Origin of the sequence: Pararhodobacter sp. SW119 (assembly GCF_017811755.1) — a bacterium.
Taxonomy (GTDB): domain Bacteria; phylum Pseudomonadota; class Alphaproteobacteria; order Rhodobacterales; family Rhodobacteraceae; genus Pararhodobacter.
Map to the genome: position 1 here is coordinate 1 of NZ_JADDJF010000004.1, position 21,754 is coordinate 21,754.

At 60.1% G+C, this 21,754-nt stretch carries 13 protein-coding genes and 2 pseudogenes; 7 read left to right on the forward strand and 8 right to left on the reverse strand.

All coding sequences use genetic code 11. The features are described 5' to 3' along the window. The first annotated feature begins 302 nt into the window (after positions 1–302). From IM708_RS03955 to IM708_RS03965, 3 genes are all read left to right on the forward strand, one after another. Positions 303–1,310, forward strand: a complete 1,008-nt coding sequence (locus IM708_RS03955) for an IS5 family transposase (RefSeq protein WP_209425025.1) — start codon at positions 303–305, stop codon at positions 1,308–1,310. 223 nt (positions 1,311–1,533) lie between these two features. Beyond that, positions 1,534–2,403: a glycosyltransferase gene (locus IM708_RS03960; RefSeq protein ID WP_209425026.1), complete on the forward strand. Its 870-nt coding sequence runs from the start codon at positions 1,534–1,536 to the stop codon at positions 2,401–2,403. An 86-nt stretch (positions 2,404–2,489) separates the two neighbouring features. Beyond that, positions 2,490–3,779 (forward strand): glycosyltransferase family 4 protein, encoded by a 1,290-nt coding sequence (locus tag IM708_RS03965; protein ID WP_209425027.1) that lies wholly within the window; start codon positions 2,490–2,492, stop codon positions 3,777–3,779. Here the strand turns inward: IM708_RS03965 and IM708_RS03970 are convergent. The 8 genes and pseudogenes from IM708_RS03970 to IM708_RS04005 all read right to left on the reverse strand — a co-directional run bounded on the left by IM708_RS03970 (position 3,754) and on the right by IM708_RS04005 (position 17,108). After that, positions 3,754–4,980, reverse strand: coding sequence for a glycosyltransferase family 4 protein (locus IM708_RS03970; protein WP_209425028.1), 1,227 nt, complete (start codon positions 4,978–4,980; stop codon positions 3,754–3,756). The two genes, IM708_RS03965 and IM708_RS03970, sit on opposite strands and share 26 nt — an antisense overlap. A gap of 87 nt (positions 4,981–5,067) precedes the next feature. Next, entirely contained in the window at positions 5,068–5,817 is a 750-nt protein-coding gene (locus tag IM708_RS03975; protein ID WP_209425029.1) for a glycosyltransferase family 25 protein, read from the reverse strand. Between the two features lie 75 nt (positions 5,818–5,892). Continuing rightward, positions 5,893–10,542 (reverse strand): PA14 domain-containing protein, encoded by a 4,650-nt coding sequence (locus IM708_RS03980; protein ID WP_209425030.1) that lies wholly within the window; start codon positions 10,540–10,542, stop codon positions 5,893–5,895. A gap of 361 nt (positions 10,543–10,903) precedes the next feature. Next, the gene (locus IM708_RS03985; RefSeq protein ID WP_209425031.1) at positions 10,904–11,893 is read right to left on the reverse strand and encodes a glycosyltransferase family 2 protein; all 990 of its coding nucleotides are present in this window, start codon (positions 11,891–11,893) and stop codon (positions 10,904–10,906) included. Continuing rightward, positions 11,890–12,918, reverse strand: coding sequence for a glycosyltransferase family 2 protein (locus IM708_RS03990; protein ID WP_209425032.1), 1,029 nt, complete (start codon positions 12,916–12,918; stop codon positions 11,890–11,892). The genes IM708_RS03985 and IM708_RS03990 overlap by 4 nt, the downstream gene beginning before the upstream one ends. 312 nt (positions 12,919–13,230) lie before the next feature. Beyond that, positions 13,231–13,431 (reverse strand): annotated as a pseudogene (locus IM708_RS03995) (transposase); the annotation flags it as partial. Between the two features lie 107 nt (positions 13,432–13,538). Then, on the reverse strand, positions 13,539–14,501 hold the full coding sequence (locus IM708_RS04000) for a sulfotransferase domain-containing protein (RefSeq protein WP_245243000.1): 963 nt from the start codon (positions 14,499–14,501) through the stop codon (positions 13,539–13,541). Positions 14,502–15,248: 747 nt separating this feature from the next. Continuing rightward, the gene (locus IM708_RS04005; protein ID WP_245242987.1) at positions 15,249–17,108 is read right to left on the reverse strand and encodes an AAA family ATPase; all 1,860 of its coding nucleotides are present in this window, start codon (positions 17,106–17,108) and stop codon (positions 15,249–15,251) included. On the opposite strand from IM708_RS04005, the gene IM708_RS04010 reads away from it, so the two are divergent. The 4 genes and pseudogenes from IM708_RS04010 to IM708_RS04020 all read left to right on the forward strand — a co-directional run bounded on the left by IM708_RS04010 (position 17,013) and on the right by IM708_RS04020 (position 20,749). Then, positions 17,013–18,302, forward strand: coding sequence for an ABC transporter ATP-binding protein (locus IM708_RS04010; RefSeq protein WP_245242988.1), 1,290 nt, complete (start codon positions 17,013–17,015; stop codon positions 18,300–18,302). The genes IM708_RS04005 and IM708_RS04010 overlap by 96 nt on opposite strands. A 2-nt stretch (positions 18,303–18,304) precedes the next feature. Continuing rightward, positions 18,305–18,471, forward strand: a pseudogene (locus IM708_RS21215) (IS5/IS1182 family transposase); the annotation flags it as partial. 310 nt (positions 18,472–18,781) lie between these two features. Next, entirely contained in the window at positions 18,782–19,744 is a 963-nt protein-coding gene (locus IM708_RS04015) for a hypothetical protein (RefSeq protein ID WP_209425036.1), read from the forward strand. A 273-nt stretch (positions 19,745–20,017) separates the two neighbouring features. Beyond that, a complete protein-coding gene (locus IM708_RS04020) occupies positions 20,018–20,749 on the forward strand; it encodes a recombinase family protein (RefSeq protein ID WP_209425037.1) in 732 nt (243 codons plus the stop codon). The last annotated feature ends 1,005 nt before the right edge of the window (positions 20,750–21,754 follow it).

Genomic DNA, 21,754 nt, shown 5'->3' on the forward strand with positions numbered 1-21,754 from the left:
CGAGAAACGCTTGCCCGGACCGGCCTCGGCCCCGCCGCCGCCAGCGTGTGGGGCGCGCGTCGTCGGGGCCGAGGCCGCCGTCGTGCCAGGTTTCAACTCGTTCTTGTCGTCCATGTTCTACCCCCGTTCATACGGAAAGTAGCGCTCGACGCTGTCTCAAGAAACCGTGCCCCAGCCCAACATTTTGTCTCCGGGATTCACATCAATGCCAACTTTTTTGTTTCGTAAGACCTCTGCAAGTTGAGGATTCCCGCGCCTTGTCTGCCCTGCTATTGTCGATGGGGCAGTTTTCGGGTGGGACCATGGACCTTTTCTTGCGTGAAGTGGCGGTTCGGATTGATGCTGACGACGTGCTCTCCAGGATCGATGCGCTGATCGACTTACGGGCGTTCTCGCCGATCCTGACGCGCGGTCTGGGGCGGTCGGGGGATGGGCCGCAGGGCTATGATCCGCTGGTGCTGTTGAAGTGCCTGCTGATCGGCCAGTGGCACGGGCTGTCGGACCCGAAACTGGAACGCGCGCTCAAGGTGCGGCTGGATTTCATGATGTTTTGCGGGCTGGGCCTGCATGCGCCGGTGCCGGACGAGACCACTCATTGCCGGTTTCGCAACGCATTGGTCAAAGGTGGGGTTTACGATGATCTGCTGGCCGAAGTCTGCCGCCAGCTTGAACATCACGGGTTAAAACTGAAGGCCGCAGAGGCCGCGATCATCGACGCCACGCTGGTCGAAAGCGCCGCGCGGCCGCGCAACCATATCGACCCACCACAGGACCGAGCCGAAGGCGATGCCCCCGACGCGCCGGACATGCACTTCAGCGCCGATCCGGATGCGCGTTGGGTCAAGAAGGGGTCGAAAAGCACCCTGGGCTACAAGGCCTTCGCCCGTACCGACGAGGACGGCTACATCGACCGCGTCCACACCACCCCGGCCAATCAGGCCGAGAGCCCGCAATTCGCCACTATGATCGAAGGCGCGACAGCCCAGCGCGTTCTGGCCGACAAGGCCTATGCCAGCAAGGCCAACCGCGATGCGCTGCGCGGCCAGCACCGCGACGGCATCATGCGAAAGGCCGCACGAGGCCGCCCGCTGCGCCCATCCGAGAAACGCTTCAACAAGCTGATCTCGAAACGCCGCTTCCGGGTGGAGCAGTGCTTCGGCACCATGAAGCGCCTCTTCGGCCTGCACCGCGCACGTTACTTCGGCTGCGCCAGGACCCATGCCCAACTGGCGATGGCGGCCATCGGGCAGAACCTCCTCAAGGCCGCGAACAAGATAATCCTCAACCCGCAAACCCCGGCAATCGCATAAAACTCAACCCACGCCCCACCTAAATCCGCTGCACAGGCAACGGCGCAGACAACGTGGCAAAATCAAACCAGAATCCCGAAATCAGCCCGCTACGCAGAGGCCTTTTCGTTGACTAAAATAGTTTTGTCGCTTGCCGCTCGCTGGCTATTTGCTGAAACGCGCTATGCCGCTAGGCTTAGTCTAGTAAACAAGGTCGCGTGCGTGACGTTGAGGGGAAGCTTCAGTGCAGAAGGCGGAATGCAAGACTCGGACTGGGACTTCCTCGGAACCGATAAGCGTCGTCATTCCTGCCCACGACGAGGCCAACTATATCGGCGCCTGTTTGGAGGCACTACTGGCTCAGGATGCTGCGGCGGGACCGGTCGAGGTTATCGTAGCCGCAAACGGATGCAGCGATGCGACAGCCGACATTGCTCGCAGCTATGCCGCGGCCTTCACAGCTCGCAGCTGGCAACTCCAAGTGCTTGACCTGCCGCAGGGCGGCAAGCCTAGCGCTCTAAACGCCGGCGACGCCACCGCGAGCAGCGCGTGGCGGTTGTACCTGGACGCCGACATCCGTTGCCATCCAGCGCTTCTTGGCCAATTGCGTGCGGCGCTCTCCGTCTCTGAACCTCTCTACGCCACCGGTCGGTTGGAACTAGCTCAGGCACGAAGCCGCATTACCGCACTCTACGGCAGTTTCTGGCGCCGGTTACCGTTTTTGCGTGGTGGTGCGGTGGGCGCAGGTTGTTATGCAGTAAATGCCGCTGGGCGTGAGCGCTGGGACACGTTTCCTCCGTTAATCGCGGATGATAGCTACGCTAGGCTTCAGTTTTCGCCTACGGAACGGGTGGAGGTTCCCGCTCCCTACTACTGGCCGCTTGCTGAAGGCTTCCTGGCGCTGGTCCGGGTGCGACGCAGGCAGGATGCTGGAATGCGACAGCTGTTCGCATACCATCCTGAGCTAGTCGCGCACGAGGGTAAGGCTCGGCTAGGGCCGGGAGAGTTGTTGAGGCTGATACTTGCTGTACCGTCGGGCTTTCTTGTCTATGCTGCGGTGGCCTTGGCGGTGCGTACTCGACCGCAGGGCCACGACTGGAGTCGCGGCCGCTGAGTGGAAACTACTGACAAGGGATTGACACTAGGGTACCGAACTGGGCTTCAATGCACTTCCTTGTTCAGAGGCCGAGTAATTGCCCGATGCCCGACCGTTCGCTACTACCTTATGGTCCGGTCGCCTATCTGACCGGCGTTTATCCTAAGGTCTCGCACACCTTCATCCTGCGCGAGGTAGCCGCGCTGAGGGCCCTTGGAGCTGATGTGCTGCCTTGTTCTGTGCGTCGCCCGCCGCCTGAGGAAGTGCGCGGCCTCGAGGCCGAGGCTGAGTTCGCCCGCACCTTCCTGCTGCTAGAGGCAGCGCGCAGTCCTTTAAGGCTGGCGGGCGCACATCTGCGGCTAATCGCCAACGATTCGCGTCGCTGGGGTGCGGCCGCTCGGCTAGCTTGGAGGACCCGCCCGGCTGGATTGAAGGCGACGCTTTGGCAAGCCTTTTACTTCGCCGAGGCAGGGGTGCTCGCGCGTCATTTGCAGGCCCGTGGCGCGGTGCATCTACACAACCACCTGGGAGATGCTAGCGGCACGGTGGCGATGATTGCAGCAACTATGGCCGGTATCCCGTTCAGCTACACGGCCCACGGGCCGGATTTGTTCTTCGCACCAATTCACTGGCGCATCGACGAAAAGACCGCGCGTGCGCGATTTGTTGCCTGCATCAGCCATTTCTGTCGCTCGCAGTTGATGATCTTTTCCGATCCGGCGCACTGGCACAAGCTCGCCATCGTACGTTGCGGGGTGGAGCCAGCACGCTATGGGGACGCACCCCGCGCCCGTTTTGATCAGCGTGTGCTTTTCATCGGACGTCTGGCTGCGGTTAAGGGCGTGCCGCTACTGCTGGAAGCTTTTGCCCGCGTTGCCGCAGTTTATCCGAATGCGCGTCTTACATTGGTCGGCGACGGACCCGAGCGGGCGATGCTCGAGTCCTTGGCAATGACGCTGGGGTTGACGGAGACCGTCCATTTCGCCGGCTACCGCAGCCAGGAGGAGGTCAAGGCGCTGCTCAACGAGGCCGATATGCTGGTGCTGCCAAGTTTCGCCGAAGGCCTACCGGTGGTGCTTATGGAGGCGCTGGCGAGCCGAATTCCGGTCATTGCAACCCAGGTAGCGGGTGTTTCTGAACTGGTACGCGACGGCGAGACTGGCCTGCTCGTGCCACCGGGCGATGTTAACGGCTTGGTCGAGGCCCTCGATCGTTTACTGGCTGACCCTAGTCTTTGCCGCCGCCTCGGCGAAGCCGGGCGCGCTGCGGTGCTGGACCGACATGACGTAACTCGCGAGGCTGAGCGACTTCTGGCGCTGTTCCGTGGCGGCGCCGCGGAGAAGCCGGTAGTTTCTCAACTTGGTAGAATTACGAGTCTTCAATCACTGTGGTAAAGATATCCTCCATTCGGTTAACTTTGGATTGCCAATCAAAACCGCTGCGTACTCGTGCCGCACCATTTCGCCCCATAGCAGCTGCACGCTCAGGGTCCTGAGCCAAATCCAGAATTGCCCTTGCCAGACGCTGCGCGAAGGTGTCGCGTGGGGTGGGATGTACAAGAACGCCGCATTGAGAAGTCAGATAGTCGGAAGGACCGCCCCAGTCGGAGGCAATCACTGGTAGGCCCATCGCCATCGCTTCCAGCACCACCGCACCTCCGCATTCCCGCAGTGAGTTCAGGATAAGTGCATGACTGGATGCTAGGATTTCTGCACACTCAGTCTGAGGTCGGAAACCATGGAAAGCCACCCCTGGCTGGTCGAGCGCTTCGAGCCGCGAGCGCTCCGGCCCATCACCCAGTATATCAAGTGTGATGTCCAGATCAGAGCGCTCGGTACGGGCTAGAGCAAGTGCATCAAGGGTAATGTCCAGCGCTTTCAACGCGACCAGCCGCCCTAAGAAAACCAGCCGAAAGCCTGGCCGCTTCGCTACCTGTGCGGGCGCGGTCCAAGTAGAAAAATCAACACCGTTCTCCACAAGTTCGATTACCCGCGAATGTGCTACCGGCAAAACGCTGCGGGTGCGCGCGTTGGCTACCAACAGAACGGCCGCTTGCCGCTTGCCTGGCACCAACCGACTTGCGATCCCAGAAAGAGCCCGAGCCAACCGAATGAAAGTTCGTGTGCCTGGCCCTTCATAATCTTCGTATCCAGGCGGAAAACTCATTCCACCATTCATGGGCCCAATTACGACGGGAACTCCCATTCCGTAGACCATAGATGGCGCTGTGGGCGAGACGGGAATCGGTTGATGAATTAGATCTACAAGCTGCTTCGCCACCAACAACCTGATCAAGCGCCGCTGATGCCATTCGTTGACCAGTAGCAGAATATTGCCAAACAGATGGTCGCGGATGCCACTTGGAAAACGAATTCCCATCCGCCATACCGCGACATGCAATGCAGTGTCCTCAACGTAGTGTATGTAAGGTTCGGCATCGGGTAGAGCCGCGGCAAGTTCAGAACGATTGCGGGAATGGGCAATTAGGCGGACGTCATGGCCACGGGCACGCAGGAACGTAAAGTACTTCAAGGGCAGGACTGCTTCGCCTCCAGAGCGAAACGAAGCGTTTGGCGTAACAATCAGTATTCGCATTCAATTCTCACATCTAGCGCAGTCGAATAGGACAATCGCTGACATCCCAGCTTGATTATGAAACTCATATTGTTCTCTATATGCCATTTATATTCGTCTACGCGTAACACGACGTGCGAGACTGACAGCGTCTCGGATCACCGGTAGTCGATCAAACCAGCGCAAGGCGTGGATGTCCGTACGCGACGATCGCTGAAAGCCTAACGCGGGTAAGGCGGCGAGCGCAATCACTTGAGGGTTGTTCGCGCGAAAATGATTGAAGGCGCCGTCCACATGCATCGGCCCGCCGTCCGGATGACCTCGCGGCCGGGCAAGGATTGCTTCGAGACTGGCAATTAGCGGCGCGATGACCGAACAACGAAAAACGAGGAAATGAGCTCCGTGCACAGGCAGTGCTGGCTTGAGCTGTGAAAGTCCACCAGGTAGGGAAGGCTCAAGTTGTTTGGGGAGGTTTAAATGGCCTGCGTATAGGATGTCCCAATCCTCAGCGGCGAGACTTTGGAGCATTTGCGGCACCCGGGCTGAAAGATCGCTGCCGAAGTCAAGATCGTCCTCGCAAACGATCACGCCGGCAGCGTCCTCCGCCAGAGCGGCTCTCAGCACCCCGAGATGGCTCATAAAGCAGCCATGAGCTCCTACGCTCGGAAAGCCGTCGGCCTTTTCAGGACGTACACCGGGAAATACTCGCACGCGCGAGTCCTTTAGAGAAAGCCCGATTTTCGCGAGCTGGGCCGCAAACTCGCGTCGCCGGTCAAGTCGGTGTGCGAGGCTGATCACGTAGAGCGGCCCCAACGCGTCCGACAAAGCCAAGCCGGACGCGTCAGCAGCTTTAGGCATTGGCGCGGCTCCTTCTTTTGCGATCAGGTCGCACCGCCAACTGGCGTTTTAGCGGAATTCCGCGAGCGCGGAAGACTAAAGATCCCAAACCTCGACGCTTACCATGGCTTTCGAGTATAGCCCTGTATCATCAACTGCCCAGTAGGAGAAGTTATCAACGCCAGTAAATCCATGATTAGGTTGGTAGAGAATCTTGCCATCGTCTCCGATGAACACATTTCCATTTCTCGGATCGGCAGCTTCGGCCACTCTAAGAATGCCGCCATCTGGATCTGAATCGTTAGCTAAAACATCCAGAATGACCCCTTGATTGACAAAGGTGGTCATGAAGTCATCATTCACGTCTGGCTTTTGCCCTTCTAGATCGATAACTCCATTATACTCCGCGCCACCAAGTAGTTTAATTCTATAGTCGTTCTGAATTTGCTGATGAGTCATGTTCAATGTGACAACCTGAGTCAGCACTAAAATCTCACCGGTTGCGCGATCCGAGATTAAGTCCGGTATCAAAATTACGTTTCGGCCGTCGCTCGTGCTATAATATCCGTTTTCGGCAATTAGCGGGCTAACTTGGTGCCACCAATGTAGCTTTACTGGGAACCGCTCGTACGCCCCAATGGAGTCCTCAATAGTCCCAGAAAGTATAGCATCCCTACCACTTGCCGTTACTGATGGGTTTGGTTCATAGGAAAGACGACCTGAGATCAGTTCGTCTTTGCTCAGCTCTATGTGCGTAGCGGGGTCATAGCCCACGTAATCTCTCAGATTGCCGCTTAAGCCTCCGTCAATCAAAAAATGGCTCTGCGAGTTTCCAGTAAAATAGACACCAGTGTTAAATCCCTCGACTTTAAATTCGTTCACAACAACATCGCGTGTGTTATTACCTATAACCATTCCGGTGCCGTGATACTTGTTGGCGTAGCTCTCACTCGATCCAACTAGATCGAAGTTCTTCAGAGTGTATTGTCCAGTATATGAAAGATTGGCGCCCTGAAGAGTCTCCCAATTTAGGAATCCGTCCATAATTGTTCTAAAGTCATGATTTTGGATCGAGCTGGCCTTGACAACCATTAAGCCTACTTCGGTCCCGAATGCTTCGTTGTCGCGAAATCCCTGAATGGCCGCCTGGTCGGGCCTGAGAGTTTCTCGCCCATAGGCAATTGTTGGGTGATGTAGACTGTCTGAAAGCGCTGAAGTTGGCGCGGAACGAGTCATCCAGACATAACCGTGTGTCGTGTTGGCTGCTACGTTTTCCGTAGCTTCTACTAGTCGACCTGCGAAGAAAAACCCTTCGCCAGAGCGACCATTGTCGTGCCTCGCTGTGTCTTCTCCGCGTTTCACCGTCCAGTCGCCCCAACCAACACCAGTCACGTTGATCGCCATGTTCCGCAGCCAAGTGCCAGTCTCATCGCCATCTTCAGCGGCATAAGCCGCACCGAAAACATCGTAGGCGACGTTGTCGATGAAGTCAGCGTGACTTGAGTGATGCACGAAGCCCCATCCAATCGACCCCGTGACAGTGTTACCAAGCGCAATCGCGGGGTTCTCCTGGTCTTCCGTGCCGGTCTTGTGGAAGTGGAATGAATATCGCCCTTTCACGTTGCTATCGGACGAGATGGTATCGAGTGCCCCCACGTCAAAAGCAGGGGTCGATTTGTCCGTCCTGCCAAGATGATCGAACGCCGCGTAGCGAACATCTACATCGTCATTATGCATGAACATCACATGGCCGCGATGATGGACGGCACTCTCCGCGCCACTCTCGCTCTCGAAAGTGACATTGCGGGTCGTATTGGCGACGTAGGCGAAAAGATCTTCGCGCGGGGTATCGTGGTCGTATGCAAGCGGACGGTCAAAGGTAATTTTGTTCCCATCGATTGAGACGATCTCCAAAACCTCGTCCTGGCTCGCGGTCCCAAGCTTGGTTTTGTGTGTCCCGGTCACGACCAAAGTGTCACCAACCTGCCACCCGGTCGGCGCTTCAGAGAGATGGAGAGACGTATCACCGCGCATGGGTGCTACCGCAACCTTCTCAAACGCCGTCTTTTCGGCTCCGTAGATTTCTACAGACCCATGGGACAAGACGCCCCGAGAGAGAAGTGTCGGATCCCAATTGACATCGATGTCACCATTGTCGGCAATTACGATCCGAGCGTTCACTCCAGCTTCTATCGGTCGTTCGGCGGAACCAATTTCCAGGCGACCACTCGGCGCAACGACCATCGTGTCCAGCACAAGTTTCGTGTCGCGATCCGTGGCGAACTGCAATGTGCCGTCTACTCTGATCGAGAAAAGAGAAGCGTCGCTTTCACCATTATAGTTCACCTCGACCCCACGGGGGATCAGAACCTTCGCGCCGGCGTCCGGAATGCGCCCTTGATACCAGGTCGAAGCATCGAACCATTCGCCATTTCCGATCGCCACGTGCGTTGCTTCGGAGCGTGGGACGAGATTTAGCAACTGCTGGTGTTCTGTAGCCATTTGTGTGCTGTCAGGGTGCGCGTGGTGGCCGTGATGGTCTTCTTCCGATTTCACGGCCTGCACATAGGCTTCGATTTCTTCATCGGTTCGTGGAGAAGTTGGCGATCCCTGATGATCTTCATCGCCGTGATCGTGCGAGCCATCCTGGTCGTGAGACCCATCATGGTCATGCGGCCCATCGTTTTCCGGAGCTTCGTTCACCGGGTCGGCCGGCGCATCATGGCTCAGGGCCGGTCCGTTCACCAAGCCGCGAACACCGCCGGTGTCCGGCCCGGCCCATTCAAGGCGCAGACTCTGATCCCCACCGCGTTCGAAATAGAGGATCTGGATGTCGTGGGAACCGGCGTCGAGCTGCAGCGTGACCGCGCGTTCCTGCGTTGCGTGAGCGCCGTCATTGTCGATGACACGCTGGCCATCGATGTAGAGGGCTGAGCCGTCGTCGGAGGTGAGATAGAAGGTGTAGCTTCCGCTCTCAGCAACGTTGAGCGCACCAGTGTAGCGAGCCGCAAAGTTATCCGCTGGCCCACCCTCCCAGAACGGGTCCGAAGAGCGAATGATGTTGAACTCTTCCCAGACGTCGGTCGCATCGGGTTCGCGTGAAAAGTCGATGTCGGCAAGGACCGAGACGGACCATGGCTTCAGGACGAAGAACTCGGCCTTGAGGCCAAGGACCTTCGAAGCTTCGTCAGCCTGATCAGGATCCTCGACAGGATCCGGTTGCGTTGCATCCCCGTCAGGATCGATGATCGGGGTTTGGTTTTCCGGAGCTTCGCTCACAGGCACCTCTCCTCCTGGAGTTTCATTGACCGGCTCGTCGGGCGCGGGGGCCGGCTCGTCGCCCGGGTACTCTACCGCGGAATCAGCATCAAGGGACGCATCATGGCTGAGCGTGGAACCGCTCACGAGGCCACGAACACCGCCTGTGTCCGGCCCGGCCCATTCAAACCGCAGACTCTGATCCCCACCGCGTTCGAAATAGAGGATCTGGATGTCGTGGGAACCGGCGTCGAGCTGCAGCGTGACCGCGCGTTCCTGCGTTGCGTGAGCGCCGTCATTGTCGATGACACGCTGGCCATCGATGTAGAGGGCTGAGCCGTCGTCGGAGGTGAGATAGAAGGTGTAGCTTCCGCTCTCAGCAACGTTGAGCGCACCAGTGTAGCGAGCCGCAAAGTTATCCGCTGGCCCACCCTCCCAGAACGGGTCCGAAGAGCGAATGATGTTGAACTCTTCCCAGACGTCGGTCGCATCGGGTTCGCGTGAAAAGTCGATGTCGGCAAGGACCGAGACGGACCATGGCTTCAGGACGAAGAACTCGGCCTTGAGGCCAAGGACCTTCGAAGCTTCGTCAGCCTGATCAGGATCCTCGACAGGATCCGGTTGCGTTGCATCCCCGTCAGGATCGATGATCGGGGTTTGGTTTTCCGGAGCTTCGCTCACAGGCACCTCTCCTCCTGGAGTTTCATTGACCGGCTCGTCGGGCGCGGGGGCCGGCTCGTCGCCCGGGTACTCTACCGCGGAATCAGCATCAAGGGACGCATCATGGCTGAGAGCCGATCCGTTCACGAGGCCGCGAACACCGCCCGTGTCCGGCCCGGCCCATTCAAACCGCAGACTCTGCGCCCCACCACGTTCGAAATAGAGGATCTGGATGTCGTGGGAACCGGCGTCGAGCTGCAGCGTGACTGCGCGTTCCCGAGTACCATGTGTCCCGTCATTGTTGATGACACGCTGGCCATCGATGTAGAGGGCTGAGCCGTCGTCGGAGGTGAGATAGAAGGTGTAGCTTCCGCTCTCAGCAACATTGAGCGCACCAGTGTAGCGAGCCGCAAAGTTATCCGCTGGCCCACCCTCCCAGAACGGGTCCGAAGAGCGAATGATGTTGAACTCTTCCCAGACGTCAGTCGCATCGGGTTCGCGGGAGAAGTCGATGTCGGCGAGTCGCGAGGCAGACTTCGGCCGCAGGACAAAGAACTCGGCCTTGAGGCCAAGAACCTTCGGAGCTTCGTCAGCGGGCGATTCGAGAAAAGCGTAATCCTCCGTAGAAACCTCTTCTGCTTGATAGCCGATAGGTTCCAGTGCGGACTGTTCCTGCGTGCCATTTCCGTTCGTGCTCATGACGTCACCACCCCAAAAAAGTAAAGCTTCTGAGGTTGACTCATCCCAAGGTTGAGTTAAAGTATGGTTGAGTGAAGCCGGCAACATGACGGCGATTGCAACGATGGCAAATATTCGGCTAATGGCCATGTAGTCACAGTGTCCTACGGAGCCGAGATTCCGGACGATGGAATTGAGACATTCCAATCGTGTCGAGCCTGATTTGTAACATTTTTTGCCCCCAACTGCGCCGCTCCGGCGCCAAGTTTTTCTGTCATCAATGCACCGCGCATCACGGCAAGATGGACTGTTTGATGAGCGCTTTCGCCTGCATCGGCTCGTTCACGCTGAGAAGAAAATCTAGCAGTTTTTCAAGAATTCATGGACAGTAAATCCCTCTTGCCTACGATCTGGGCAAGAACTTGCGACGACCTCCGTTGCGGTCACGGTCGGGCGAGTCCCGATTTTGTTCGGCTACAGTGCATGGGTGCCCGCCATTCGGCGGAGATACTTACTCGTCGCCACTGGCGCGCTCTTTGTATTCGATTAGCCCGCGGCGCCGACCCACGAGACGGCGCAGGTAGTACTCAAGGACACCAATCGCCTCCGGGATCTTGCCCAAGGTGACGAAAAAGGCCCATTCCCAGATCAACCGCCGACCGGCGCCGTCTCGGATCGCCAGTCGGACCACCTGTGCCGGCCAAGCAAACAGCAGTGTCAAAGCCCAAGGGGTGAGCAGCGCTCCAAGTCCCGCAACCGCCGGAAGGCCAACTCCCCAGGCCAAAGCCCGACGCGTCTGAGCAACACCATGGCGTTCGGGTCGGCGACCGTGCATTGCAGATCCCTCGGCGGCAGCATGCCCGCCCCGGCGCGCTCGCCGCCACCATTGCGAAAACCGGGCCATGGTAGCGTCGTGCAAAGCCATCTCGGCATCGATGCGCCAGACCTCCCAACCCGCGGCGCGCAGCCGGACACATAGTTCGGGCTCCTCCCCTGCAATCAGTGCTGCATCGAAACCACCCGCAGCAGCGAATGCGTCCGCGCGGATCATGAAGATGCCACCGCATGCACTGTTGAGACCCAACGGCGTATTCCATTCTTGATCGCAAAGCCGGTTATATACACTGGTTTCGGGGAACCGCTCGCGCAGCCGACCGCAAACTACCGCCGCTTGAGGGTTGGCCTGCAAAAAGTCTACAGCGGTGTCGATCCAGCCCGGCTGCAGCGTACAGTCCCCATCGATGAATTGCACGAAATTGACCGCCCAGCCGTCCCGCAGCGTCGCGAAGCCGGCGTTGCGGGCACGGGCGGCGGTGAAGGGGTCGTTCATACTGAGTTCCACCACCCGCGCCCCAAAGGCCCTGGCCAATTCTTGGCTGCCGTCGATGGAACCAGAATCGACATAAATCAGCGGCATCGTCGCCTTTGGGATCGATGCGAAGCAGGCCTCAAGACGTTTCCCCTCGTTGCGGCCGATAATTATCGTGGCGATGCTAGTCATTTTCCTTCGCCCGAACGACTGGATCTGACCCCGCGCAGAAGCACCGGTAGCGCCACGCGGGGAAAATCGCGAAGGAACCCCGCAGGTAGCGAAGGCTGCCGCCGACGCAGTAGCGCAATCAGATGGTTCAGAAGGCCCGCCGACATCTTGACGCCTGCTGCAGCAACTCCGCCGACGCGCCCGTGACTGGCTCGGAAGTAATGGGCCCAAGATTTATACCAGTAATCGGGTCGACGCAGCGGAGCGCCGGCTCCGCCCCGAATGCCGGTCGCGATTCCTTCCGAGTGCAAGACATGGGCTTCGCTGACATGCCAAACCTCGCCGCCCGCCGCAGTAAGTCGCCGCATCAGGTCGACCTCCTCGAAATAAAGAAAGAAGGCAGAGTCGAAACCACCTGCTGCTACCAACGGCTCAAAGCGGAACATTACAGCTGCGCCGGAGACCCAATCCACCCGCATCGTATCGATCACGGGCGAAAGAGGCACTGTCCAATCAGCGCAAAGCCGGGCCACAGGGCCGAAGGCGAGGGTGTCAGCGAATTCGCTGATCAAAGACGGAAAGCGGAACGCTGCCGTGGCTGGATTGCCTTCAGGATCAGAGATCCGAGCCCCGGCACAAGTAGCGGCGGGGTGGCTGTCAAGGAAGTCGGCAAGGATCTGGATCACTTCATTGTCGAGCCTTGCATCGGGGTTGAGCAGCAAAACGTAACGGGGCGGAGCGGAACTGTTAGCCAGTGCTTTCAGCACCAGATTATTTCCGCGTCCGAATCCGTGGTTGACCTTCTCAGGATAAAAGGTGATCCGCTCGGCGCCGAAAGGGGCCTCCAGAGCTCGAGCTAGCCGGGCCGCGTCGTCACCAGGGGAGGCGTTGTCAACCAGATGCATCTCAACCGACCGGCCCCCGTGGCTACGCGCTATTACGCTCTCAATCGCCTGTACAGCCAGTTCGGCGGTGCCGTAGTTTACGATAATCACAGCGACATCCACGCCATTCGGTGAATTGCAAAACAGTTGCTCGGCGGTCATGGGCGGCGGGATCCGGGATGCGGGATGCGGGATGCGGAGTTTTGCCACGAAACTATGGCAGACTTAAAGATATTTTCTGGAAGCAGTGGAAGAAAGGCGGTGCAGTCGCTTGCTTGCCCGATGCATGGAAGCACGAGGCCTGATGTGCGACAACAAGGCGTCGAGACATCGTCCTGGCGGAAACGTCCGCGCGGCCCGCGTAGCCACGACCATCACTCGCACCATCGACGCCCTGTGGAACGAGCGTTGTCCGTCACCCTGATCGCCTTCCGCGAGACCTACAACGATCACTGGCGAATCGAACGGGACGGCCAAGCTGTACTGCACCCTGGCAGGATCACGAGGGTCCACCATGCAAGCGGCGAGACGCTGCGCCAGTCCGGCTTTGCGTTCGATGTCGCGCAGCGGGGTCAAACCGGTGTCGGAACTAATGTCCGCGCCGTCAAAGCCAAGCAGCACAGGCTTGCCATTCAAGGATGACAGAGGGGGGCAAGTGCGTCTAGAAAAAGTCATGGTGGAGGTCGTGATCCTGGAAACTGAGTGTTCGGCGTAGACAACCTGAACATACTCATTTTCAACAGGTTACGATACCTCCACCACACCCTCATGAATTTTCCGGGCTAGATTAAACTCCTAAGGGGGCTATCCTCGAGCACCGTGCAGACGAGGCGGTCGCACAAGGCCGCGTCCAAGCTCGTCTTGTGGGGCTCCCGGAAAAGGACGTTCTTCAGGGAGCGGATGCGAATTTCTTCCACGGGGTCGAGCGGGAGCTCGGTAAAGTCGAAAACCCGTTTCGCGGATCCCGGAAGATCGGCCTCGATCTCGGAATAGGTCAGGAGAAGATAGCGGTCCGAATGGGCGGCCAGCGACTGCAGGCTTTCGTTGATGTATCGCCAGCGCCAAAGCTCCACCTCGACGAGGTTCGCTTCGACCGGCTCTGCCAGCCGGTCCGCATCATGCCGGCCGAAATGGGCTAGAATCCGGGGGACATCCCGGAAATTCGCCTCGAATGACGCCGTGCCCACACCGTTTCTTATGAACCGGTTGTACCAGGATTGCAGATACGCAGCCGGCGCGCGGATATTGTGCAGGATCCGGCACCCCGGATCCGCCTGTGCAAGCGCCGCCGCCCAGGCCGGCGTGCCGTTGAGCTTCAGGACGAGCCGTGCGTCGGGGAGCCTGCTCTCGGCCAGAAGCGGGCTCGGCACGCGCCATTCGTCTTGCCCGTCGAGCAGGCCGAGCGGGCCCAGTAGACGCCGCACCCGCGTCTTCCCAAGGACCGGAAGCACCCGCCGACCCGTTCCGGTGAGGTAGTCCTTGTCGGTCTGGTCGAGCCGGTCGCGCGCGCTTCTGCGCAACGCTGCGCCGGATATCGCGTCCTGCAGGGCCGCAAGCTGCCTCGGACCAAAATCCTCGGGAAACAGCGTCGCCCCGATACCCCCGAAGGAACTGCCTAGTATTTCGTCCACCTCGTTGCGGCACACGGTGCGGCGACTTGTGTCGAGAATATCGAGCAGCCGGTTTGAGCCTGAACGGCCCATGCCGGCAATCAGGATGTAGGAATTTCCCAATTCAGCCGACATGGCCAAGCCGTTGCCCCTTGGGTTTGAACCTCCAACCACAGGGGGATCACGGCCACCGTGGAGGCGGGCTTTACCCTGCGACATTCCTCAATTGGCGCGCCATTGGAAAACAAAATACTGAACGATCTCTTGAGGTCAAGGGCTGTTCGCTTCGGATCGCACATGCGTTGTGCGGCTGCACTCGGCGAGCATGGCGAAGAACGCTCCGAACACGCGGCCTTGCTCAGCCGCGAGAACCGCTTCCAGACGGCAGTGACCGAACCGCTGCGGCAGCCCCCGGCAGGTGATGTTGTGGACTGCGGAAGTAGTTCAGAGCCTCAAGGACCAGCTGATCGTCCCGGCCTTTGGCGCCCCGCCTCGGCAGGCAGGTCCGGTGGGTGTGTGGAAACCAATGTAACATGCGCCCACGCCGCGGTTATTGGCCACCTTGGGCTTGCTAGGGGATGGCGGGGCCATGGGCTTCTCAGATGGATCTTACGCCGCTCGAGGCGATCTCCGTTTCTCAGTCGCGATTGGAGCCGCGTTCTCGATCTTACGAAGGTACTTGTGCCCTTGTGGCGGCGATCACGGCCTGAATTCCGATGATTTCGATGGCCCGTCGCATGTTGTAGGCGAGCACGTGCAAACCGCCCTCTCGGCGCAGCCGAACCCATTGATCAGACGTTCCCTAGCCAATTGGAACCTTCTGGAGACATGCCCCCGAAGGTTTGGCGCTCAACCCGCAGAAAAGGATGCGGACCTCTCGGCTCACCACCAGCTGGGGGGGTGGGCGATGGTGACGCTCTCCGAGGCGCGGGTAATGGCCGTATAGAGCCAGTTCTTGCGCTGATTCGCGTCATTCTTGTCCCAGAGCCTGCTTTCGTCATAGATCAGCACGTGCGGCCACTGGCTACCCTGCGACTTGTGGACCGTCACCGCATAGGCATAGTCGAAGAGCTGGAGTCCCTTGGCGATCTGCGCAGGCAGGGCGGCGGGATTGGTGAAGCACTGGGTCGGCACGTTGACCTCGAACGGCGCGCGATCCGGAAACTCAAGGCTCTGCACCACCAAACCAAGGGCCTGGGAATCGCTATCCTCCCCGGCAATCGAGATGACCTTGAAGATCTCGCCATTACGAATGTTCAGCCCACCATGATTGCGCAGGCAAATCAGCTGCTCGCCGGGCTCGGGAAAGATCGTCGTCCGGCCCTCAGCGCTCCGGTAGCGCATGTTGAAGGCGCGACGAATACGGTTGGTCCCGCAAAGCACGATGTCGATCTGCGCGTCCGACGGCGGCATCACATCCTTTCCGAGGACGCGGCTCCTGCCATACTCGCCGACAGGAAGCTTCTTGCCCTTCCGGGCAAGCGTGGCGAGCTGGATGATCGGATCGTTCTCGGCCTGGCGATGGATCTCGGTCAGCTTCACATCAGGCTTCTCGCCCATGAAATAGCCCGCGCCCTCCACCGGGGGCAACTGACCGGGGTCACCGAGCACGAGAATCGGACGGCCGAAGGACAGGAGATCCTCCGCGAGGTCCCGACCGACCATCGAGCATTCGTCGATCACGATCAGGGACGCACCGGCGGCGACACTGTTCGGGTCGAGTTCGAACCCGGTCGGGGACTTCCGCGGACCGACATAGGTATAGATCGTGGAGTGAATCGTCGAGGCACCCTCGCAACCGGCCTGCGCCATGCGCATGGCAGCCTTTCCGGTGAAGGCGGCATAGACTACCTCACCCTCTACCTGCTCGGCGATACGCCGAGCGATGGAGGTCTTGCCAGTTCCGGCATAGCCGAAGAGCCGGAAGACCTGCTGATGATCGGTGCCATCTTTCAGCCAGCGACCGACGGCGTCACAGGCCTTGCGCTGCTGCGCGGAGAAATCGAGAGAAGACATGTGTAGGTGCTCCTGGGTTGAGGATACGGCGGGAAAGAAGAGAGAGTGATCGGATAGTCGGATGGATCGGAATGCCCGGATCGAGAGGTTCCGCCGGGCCGCGCATTCCGAGCGCATCACTGAAGGATTAAGTCCGGTTGCCGGACGGGTCCGGGGACTGCGCGAATACCGCCTCGTACGCGAGCGTATAGGCACGGCCGGTTCCGAGGCGGCTCGGCAGCTTCCGAGCGAGATTGCCGCCTTCGCCAGCCAGAAGATGACCCGAGCGCCTGAGACCGCGCGCGACCTCGATCCCACCCGAATTCCCGTTGCAGGAATCCCGATACCGTTCTCGATTCGGGTGAACCGATGCTGATTGAGCGAGACGAACTGGCGAATGCGATCCAGCGCGGCGTCGATCTCCTTTGCGCCAGGTGCAGCAGTATTCTCGAGCCATTCCCGATATATCTCGCTGATCGCTTCCTTCACCTCCACGATCGACCAGCCAGTCAGGCCGAAGGCGGTGGCTTTCTCCCCGGCGAGCATGATCAGCGCCATTCGGCGCGCGGCGCGCCGGGCGAGGCCATAGACCGGCCCGACCATCTTCGGCCCGTGCGCGGCCCTGGCATCGGCATGGTCTTTCAGGAACCGATGACCTCGCTCAACCCGGCGATCAGCATTGGAAGGCAGATGGCCGAAGGGCTGGCGCTGCATCGCCGCATGAGACCGGCCGAGATCCGCGCGCATTCCATCGCCATGCTCAAGTGCGTCGGCATCGACGGGGCAGAGGATTGCCTGCGCGCCTTTCCACACGAATTCTCGGGCGGCATGCGCCAGCGGATCATGCTGGCCAGCGTCATGGCGCTGCGTCCCGCACTCCTGATCGCGGACGAACCGACGACCGCGCTCGACACGCTGACCCAGGCCGAGGTGCTCGACCTGATGATGGAACTGACGCGCGAACACGGCACGGCGGTGATGCTGATCACCCACAACCTCGGCCTTGTCGCGCGCTACGCCAACCGCGCCATCGTCATGCACGAAGGCCGCATCGTCGAAGCCGGCACCGCACGCGCGCTGCTCTCCTCTCCGCGCGCGGCCTATACCCGCCGCCTGGTGGACGCCTTGCCGCGCCGCGCGCCGGCGCGTCCGCCGGTCGCCGCCACCGAGCCGCTGATCGCCGCAACCGGGCTGGAAGTTTCCTTTGCCGGGCGGCGGCGCTTCTTCCGCACCGGCCGCGGCGTGCAGGCGGTCCGCGGCGTCGATCTGCAGATCCGCGCCGGGGAGGTCGTGGCGCTGGTCGGTGGCTCCGGGTCGGGCAAGACGACGCTCGGGCGCGCCATGCTGCGCCTGATCGATAGCACCGGCGGTGCGATCACCTTCCGTGGCACTGATGTCACCCAAGCCACCGGCCGCGGCCTCCGCCGGTTCCGGCAGGACTGCCAGATCATTTTTCAGGACCCGTATTCGTCGCTCGACCCGCGCATGCGCATCGGCGCCATCATCGGCGAAGCGCTGCGTTTGTCCGGGCTTTCCAGGACCGAAGTCGCCGCGCGCGTGCAGACCGCTCTGGAGGAGGTGCGCCTTGAGGGGCTGGGCCGGCGCTTTCCGCACGAGCTTTCGGGCGGGCAGCGCCAACGCGTTGCCATCGCCCGCGCGCTGATCCGCCGCCCGGCCTTCGTGGTGGCCGACGAGCCGGTTTCCGCGCTGGACATGACGATCCAGAAACAGGTGCTCATCCTGCTTCGGGAACTGCAGGAGAGGCACGGCTTTGCCTGCCTTTTCGTCAGCCACGACCTGTCCGCGGTCGAGGAGATCGCCGACCGCGTCGCGGTCATGCAGCGTGGCCTGATCGTCGAGGAAGGCCCGCGCGACGCCATTTTCGACACACCGCAAGATGACTATACGCGCGCCTTGCTGGCGGCGGCACCGCGACTCTAGACCCAGGGGTCGATAACCCACGGGGCTTGCTCGGGATAGTCCTATTCAAAGACCATGGTTTGAGGTGGTGTGACGCGCCCAATATTGGCCGCAGAAGACCCGCTACAACCGCTGGGCCCGCTGGAGCCGGCTAAGGGTCTGGGCTCGGATCATGGAAGGGCTAGCCTCCCTGAGGCTGTCCGCCAGGGTTGTCGTTTCGCGACACACGCAAAGAATGATGTGGGATCGGCGCATCGCAGTCGTAGAGCAACACGTCCGCCGCTCGGGTATCCCGCGCGCCCGGAGACGATTCCCTCCACTCTTTTGGAGGCTCAGGCTGATGAAGTCGGCGCAGTGCGGCTTCACAGCGGATCTCGAATGTCGCAATCTTCTGCCGAATAACCCCGAGGAGGCAGCTATGGTGCCTGTTGAAGATCAGCTCGGCGTCTACGAACTTTAAGCCAACAGCCTGAAAATGAATTCCAGCCCGGAGAACGTGCGTGCCATATACAGATCCACTCAAGCGGCTCTTGCGGAAAGGAAGCTTCCCACTGAAGGCGGACAGCAGCCTGCCGTTATGGGAAGAGCTCATCAAGAGCCTCGAGACCCAGGCCGCTACGGCGACGGCGGAGGCCAAGGCGCTGCAGCAAGGTCTCGACTACGGTATTTTCGGCGATACTGTCACGGTGAACGGCATATCTTTCAATCCGGGCCTGGACGATTTAGGCATGTTCCTCGGAGCGATGCATGCTGAACTGATGCGGGACTTCGACATCTACAACCGTCGGGGCGACACACGGATCCATGACTTTGCCCGACGGATCCGCGACATCGCGATCAAGCACAACATACTTGCAGCCTCGGACGTGACGCTGCAGCCGGTCAGTCCCGATCATGGCATGGGCACCGGCCTCGTCACTACCGGCGAATTGAATTTCATTCCCGATCCCAACCTCTGCGACAAGGGCGGTTTCGGATCGCAGCCGGACCAGAAGTTGATCGGCATCGCCGCTCCGCAATGGGAACTGTTGAAGAAAAGGCGCTATGTCAAGCAAACGACGGGCGCGATCGGCCGTGCCTCGCATTACGTCCTTGCGCACCTTCTGAACCACCAGGTGAACGGCAGCGGCAAGAAGGTGGCGAACGTTGTCGCTTTTGCGTCGGATGGCAACAAGCAGATGGCCAAACAGGTTGAGGGTATCCTGAAGGAGGCTGTCCATCGTGGTCTGACCGTGAACTATGCAGTAAGTGCCGTCGGCAAGGTGGGTATGACCCCGGGACGTTCGGCAGCATTACAAGCATGCTCCACGCAGACGCAGAAGGCGATCATCGAGATCGAACAGCATCTACCGGAAGAACTCGTCATCTCGCTATCGGTGCGGCAAGCCGACGGCACCTATGTGTCCATTATCTCGCAACAGCGGATCTCGAATTTCGTCCCCGAAACGGTTCCGGTTATCTGAGTGGCCTTCCGTCGAGCAGAAGCCTCCCCCGACCATCGACCCACGAGTTCTGGATGCATGCACGCGCCAGCAAAGCGCGCGCTGACAGCGTCCATTCCTGAAAACGACCGGGACCATGGCAGTCAAAAGAGAAGCCAGCCCTGAAGGCTCTGGTGAGACAGGCGGGAGCGAACGGCATGGGCACCTGCGATATCCCGCGCCGAAGGTGTCATAGCCCTTGCATTCGACGCAGCCCAATAGCATCTGCAAATGCCCTGATCCTCGAGACGCGTCATGATCCGCTACGCCTTGGCGACCTATGGCCGGAGACCATCATCTTCCGATGCTTGGAAAGAGCATCCGGAAATTTGGACCCAGCTCGTGCTGACGAAGGTCCTCGCGACAAAGCAAGGACACGAGGTTCTCGGCGTCGCGTTCGATTATCATCGCGCGCCGCGAACCCTCGCCGATCTTCCGCAGCTGCGTTCCGCGCTCACTCGCGCGAAACAACTGCGTTCCTGCGTCATGGTCGACACCCTCGGGCGTCTGCTACGTGCAGCGGCACCTGCGCACCGGGAGGCGCTTCTTGCCGAGCTTCGTTCATTCGGTGAGCACCTCTACTGCGCCCAAAGCAAAGCGAGGCTTCGCGAGATCGAGGACGCCTGGATCAGCATGCTCATAGACACACCCGGTCTTGAACGGCAGCTTGCGCATGCCTCACGCAAGATGACAGGCGAAAACCCAAAACAGACCGAAAGCGCGCGCGAACGTTCTGGTGCGACCCGTAGGGTGCGAAGCCAGAAAATCGCGCGGCAGCTTGACGCGATCCGCACAGCGTTGCGGGCGGCCGGAAGGAATGGCACCGGCGAAGAGATCGCAGTGGTTGCCAATGAGCGTGGACTGCGCACACAGCGGGGCACCGAATGGTCCGGCGCGACAGTGCGGCAGGCGTTGCGGAACCAGCATCGGGCCGCATCTGCCGCAAGCAGTCCGTCAAAGAACTGCATGGGTGAAAGCTGCGTCTGACATCAGCGGTGGCGGCCGAAGGCGCTGTTGTCGCCGATCAGCAGCCGGAGCGCAGCGCAGGATCGCGGCATGCTCCCCAGACCAGCCAGATGCGCACCGGCAGCGTCCGTGGCACCCGATGACTCGAGATAGCGGAAGGGGTCTGGCGCCAGCCAAGGAGCGCCCTATTGAGTTTGGGCGATCGAGGCGATGGTGCCGCATCCCGATGTTCGCGGCCTTGGTCGTAGGATCAGCCTCTGGTGACTGGGAGCATCCCCTTCTGCGACTGCGCATGGTTGTGCCGGAGAAGCGCGACGACGATAGAGTCCGCCTGGTCGCGCGGCTCCAAGAGCGCATATCTGTGTAAGTAACACAGTTATGCGATGCTCATCTTTCGCGGACCGGAACCAAGAGCGAGTGACATGGCTGCCGCTGCCTTCCGGAGGTTTGCGCTACTTTTCTGTTAAGGTGTAAAGGTAGAGAGATCACTATATACATGTAGACTTGCGGCTTATGGATCCCGGTCCGTTTCCGACACCTGCAGCCCCTTCCTTACCCCGGTCCGCAACAACGCATGAGCGCAGCGCGGCCTGCAGCGTGACCTCGCTGGCCAAGGCCGACAGGCAACTCGGGGCAAGCGGCTCCGGTTCGACTAGAGCACGCAGGTCAAGCATCGCGCCCAGCGTGTCGGATGCGTCGCCCCGCTCAATGGGGTGGTCGGTGAGCGTGCTCCTCGCACGGGGAGCTATCAGGTGTCGTCTGGTGTGCCAGACCAGCCAGCGAGCGTCCCAATGGTTCCGGCGAACGTGGATATGGATAGGGTCTCGCTGGGCGAGGGCGCTGGGTTCAGAGCATGTCGTGCCCGGCCTGAGGTCGGTGGAGGATGGCTATCCCGGCCGATCTATGAAGGCTGTCGCTGGCGCCGCCGGAAACCTCCACCTCCCGCCGGCCACAAGACCAACCACAAGACCAACACCATGCGCGGCGATGCGGCTTCCGGGAATTCGATCCCCGGCTCTACGCTCT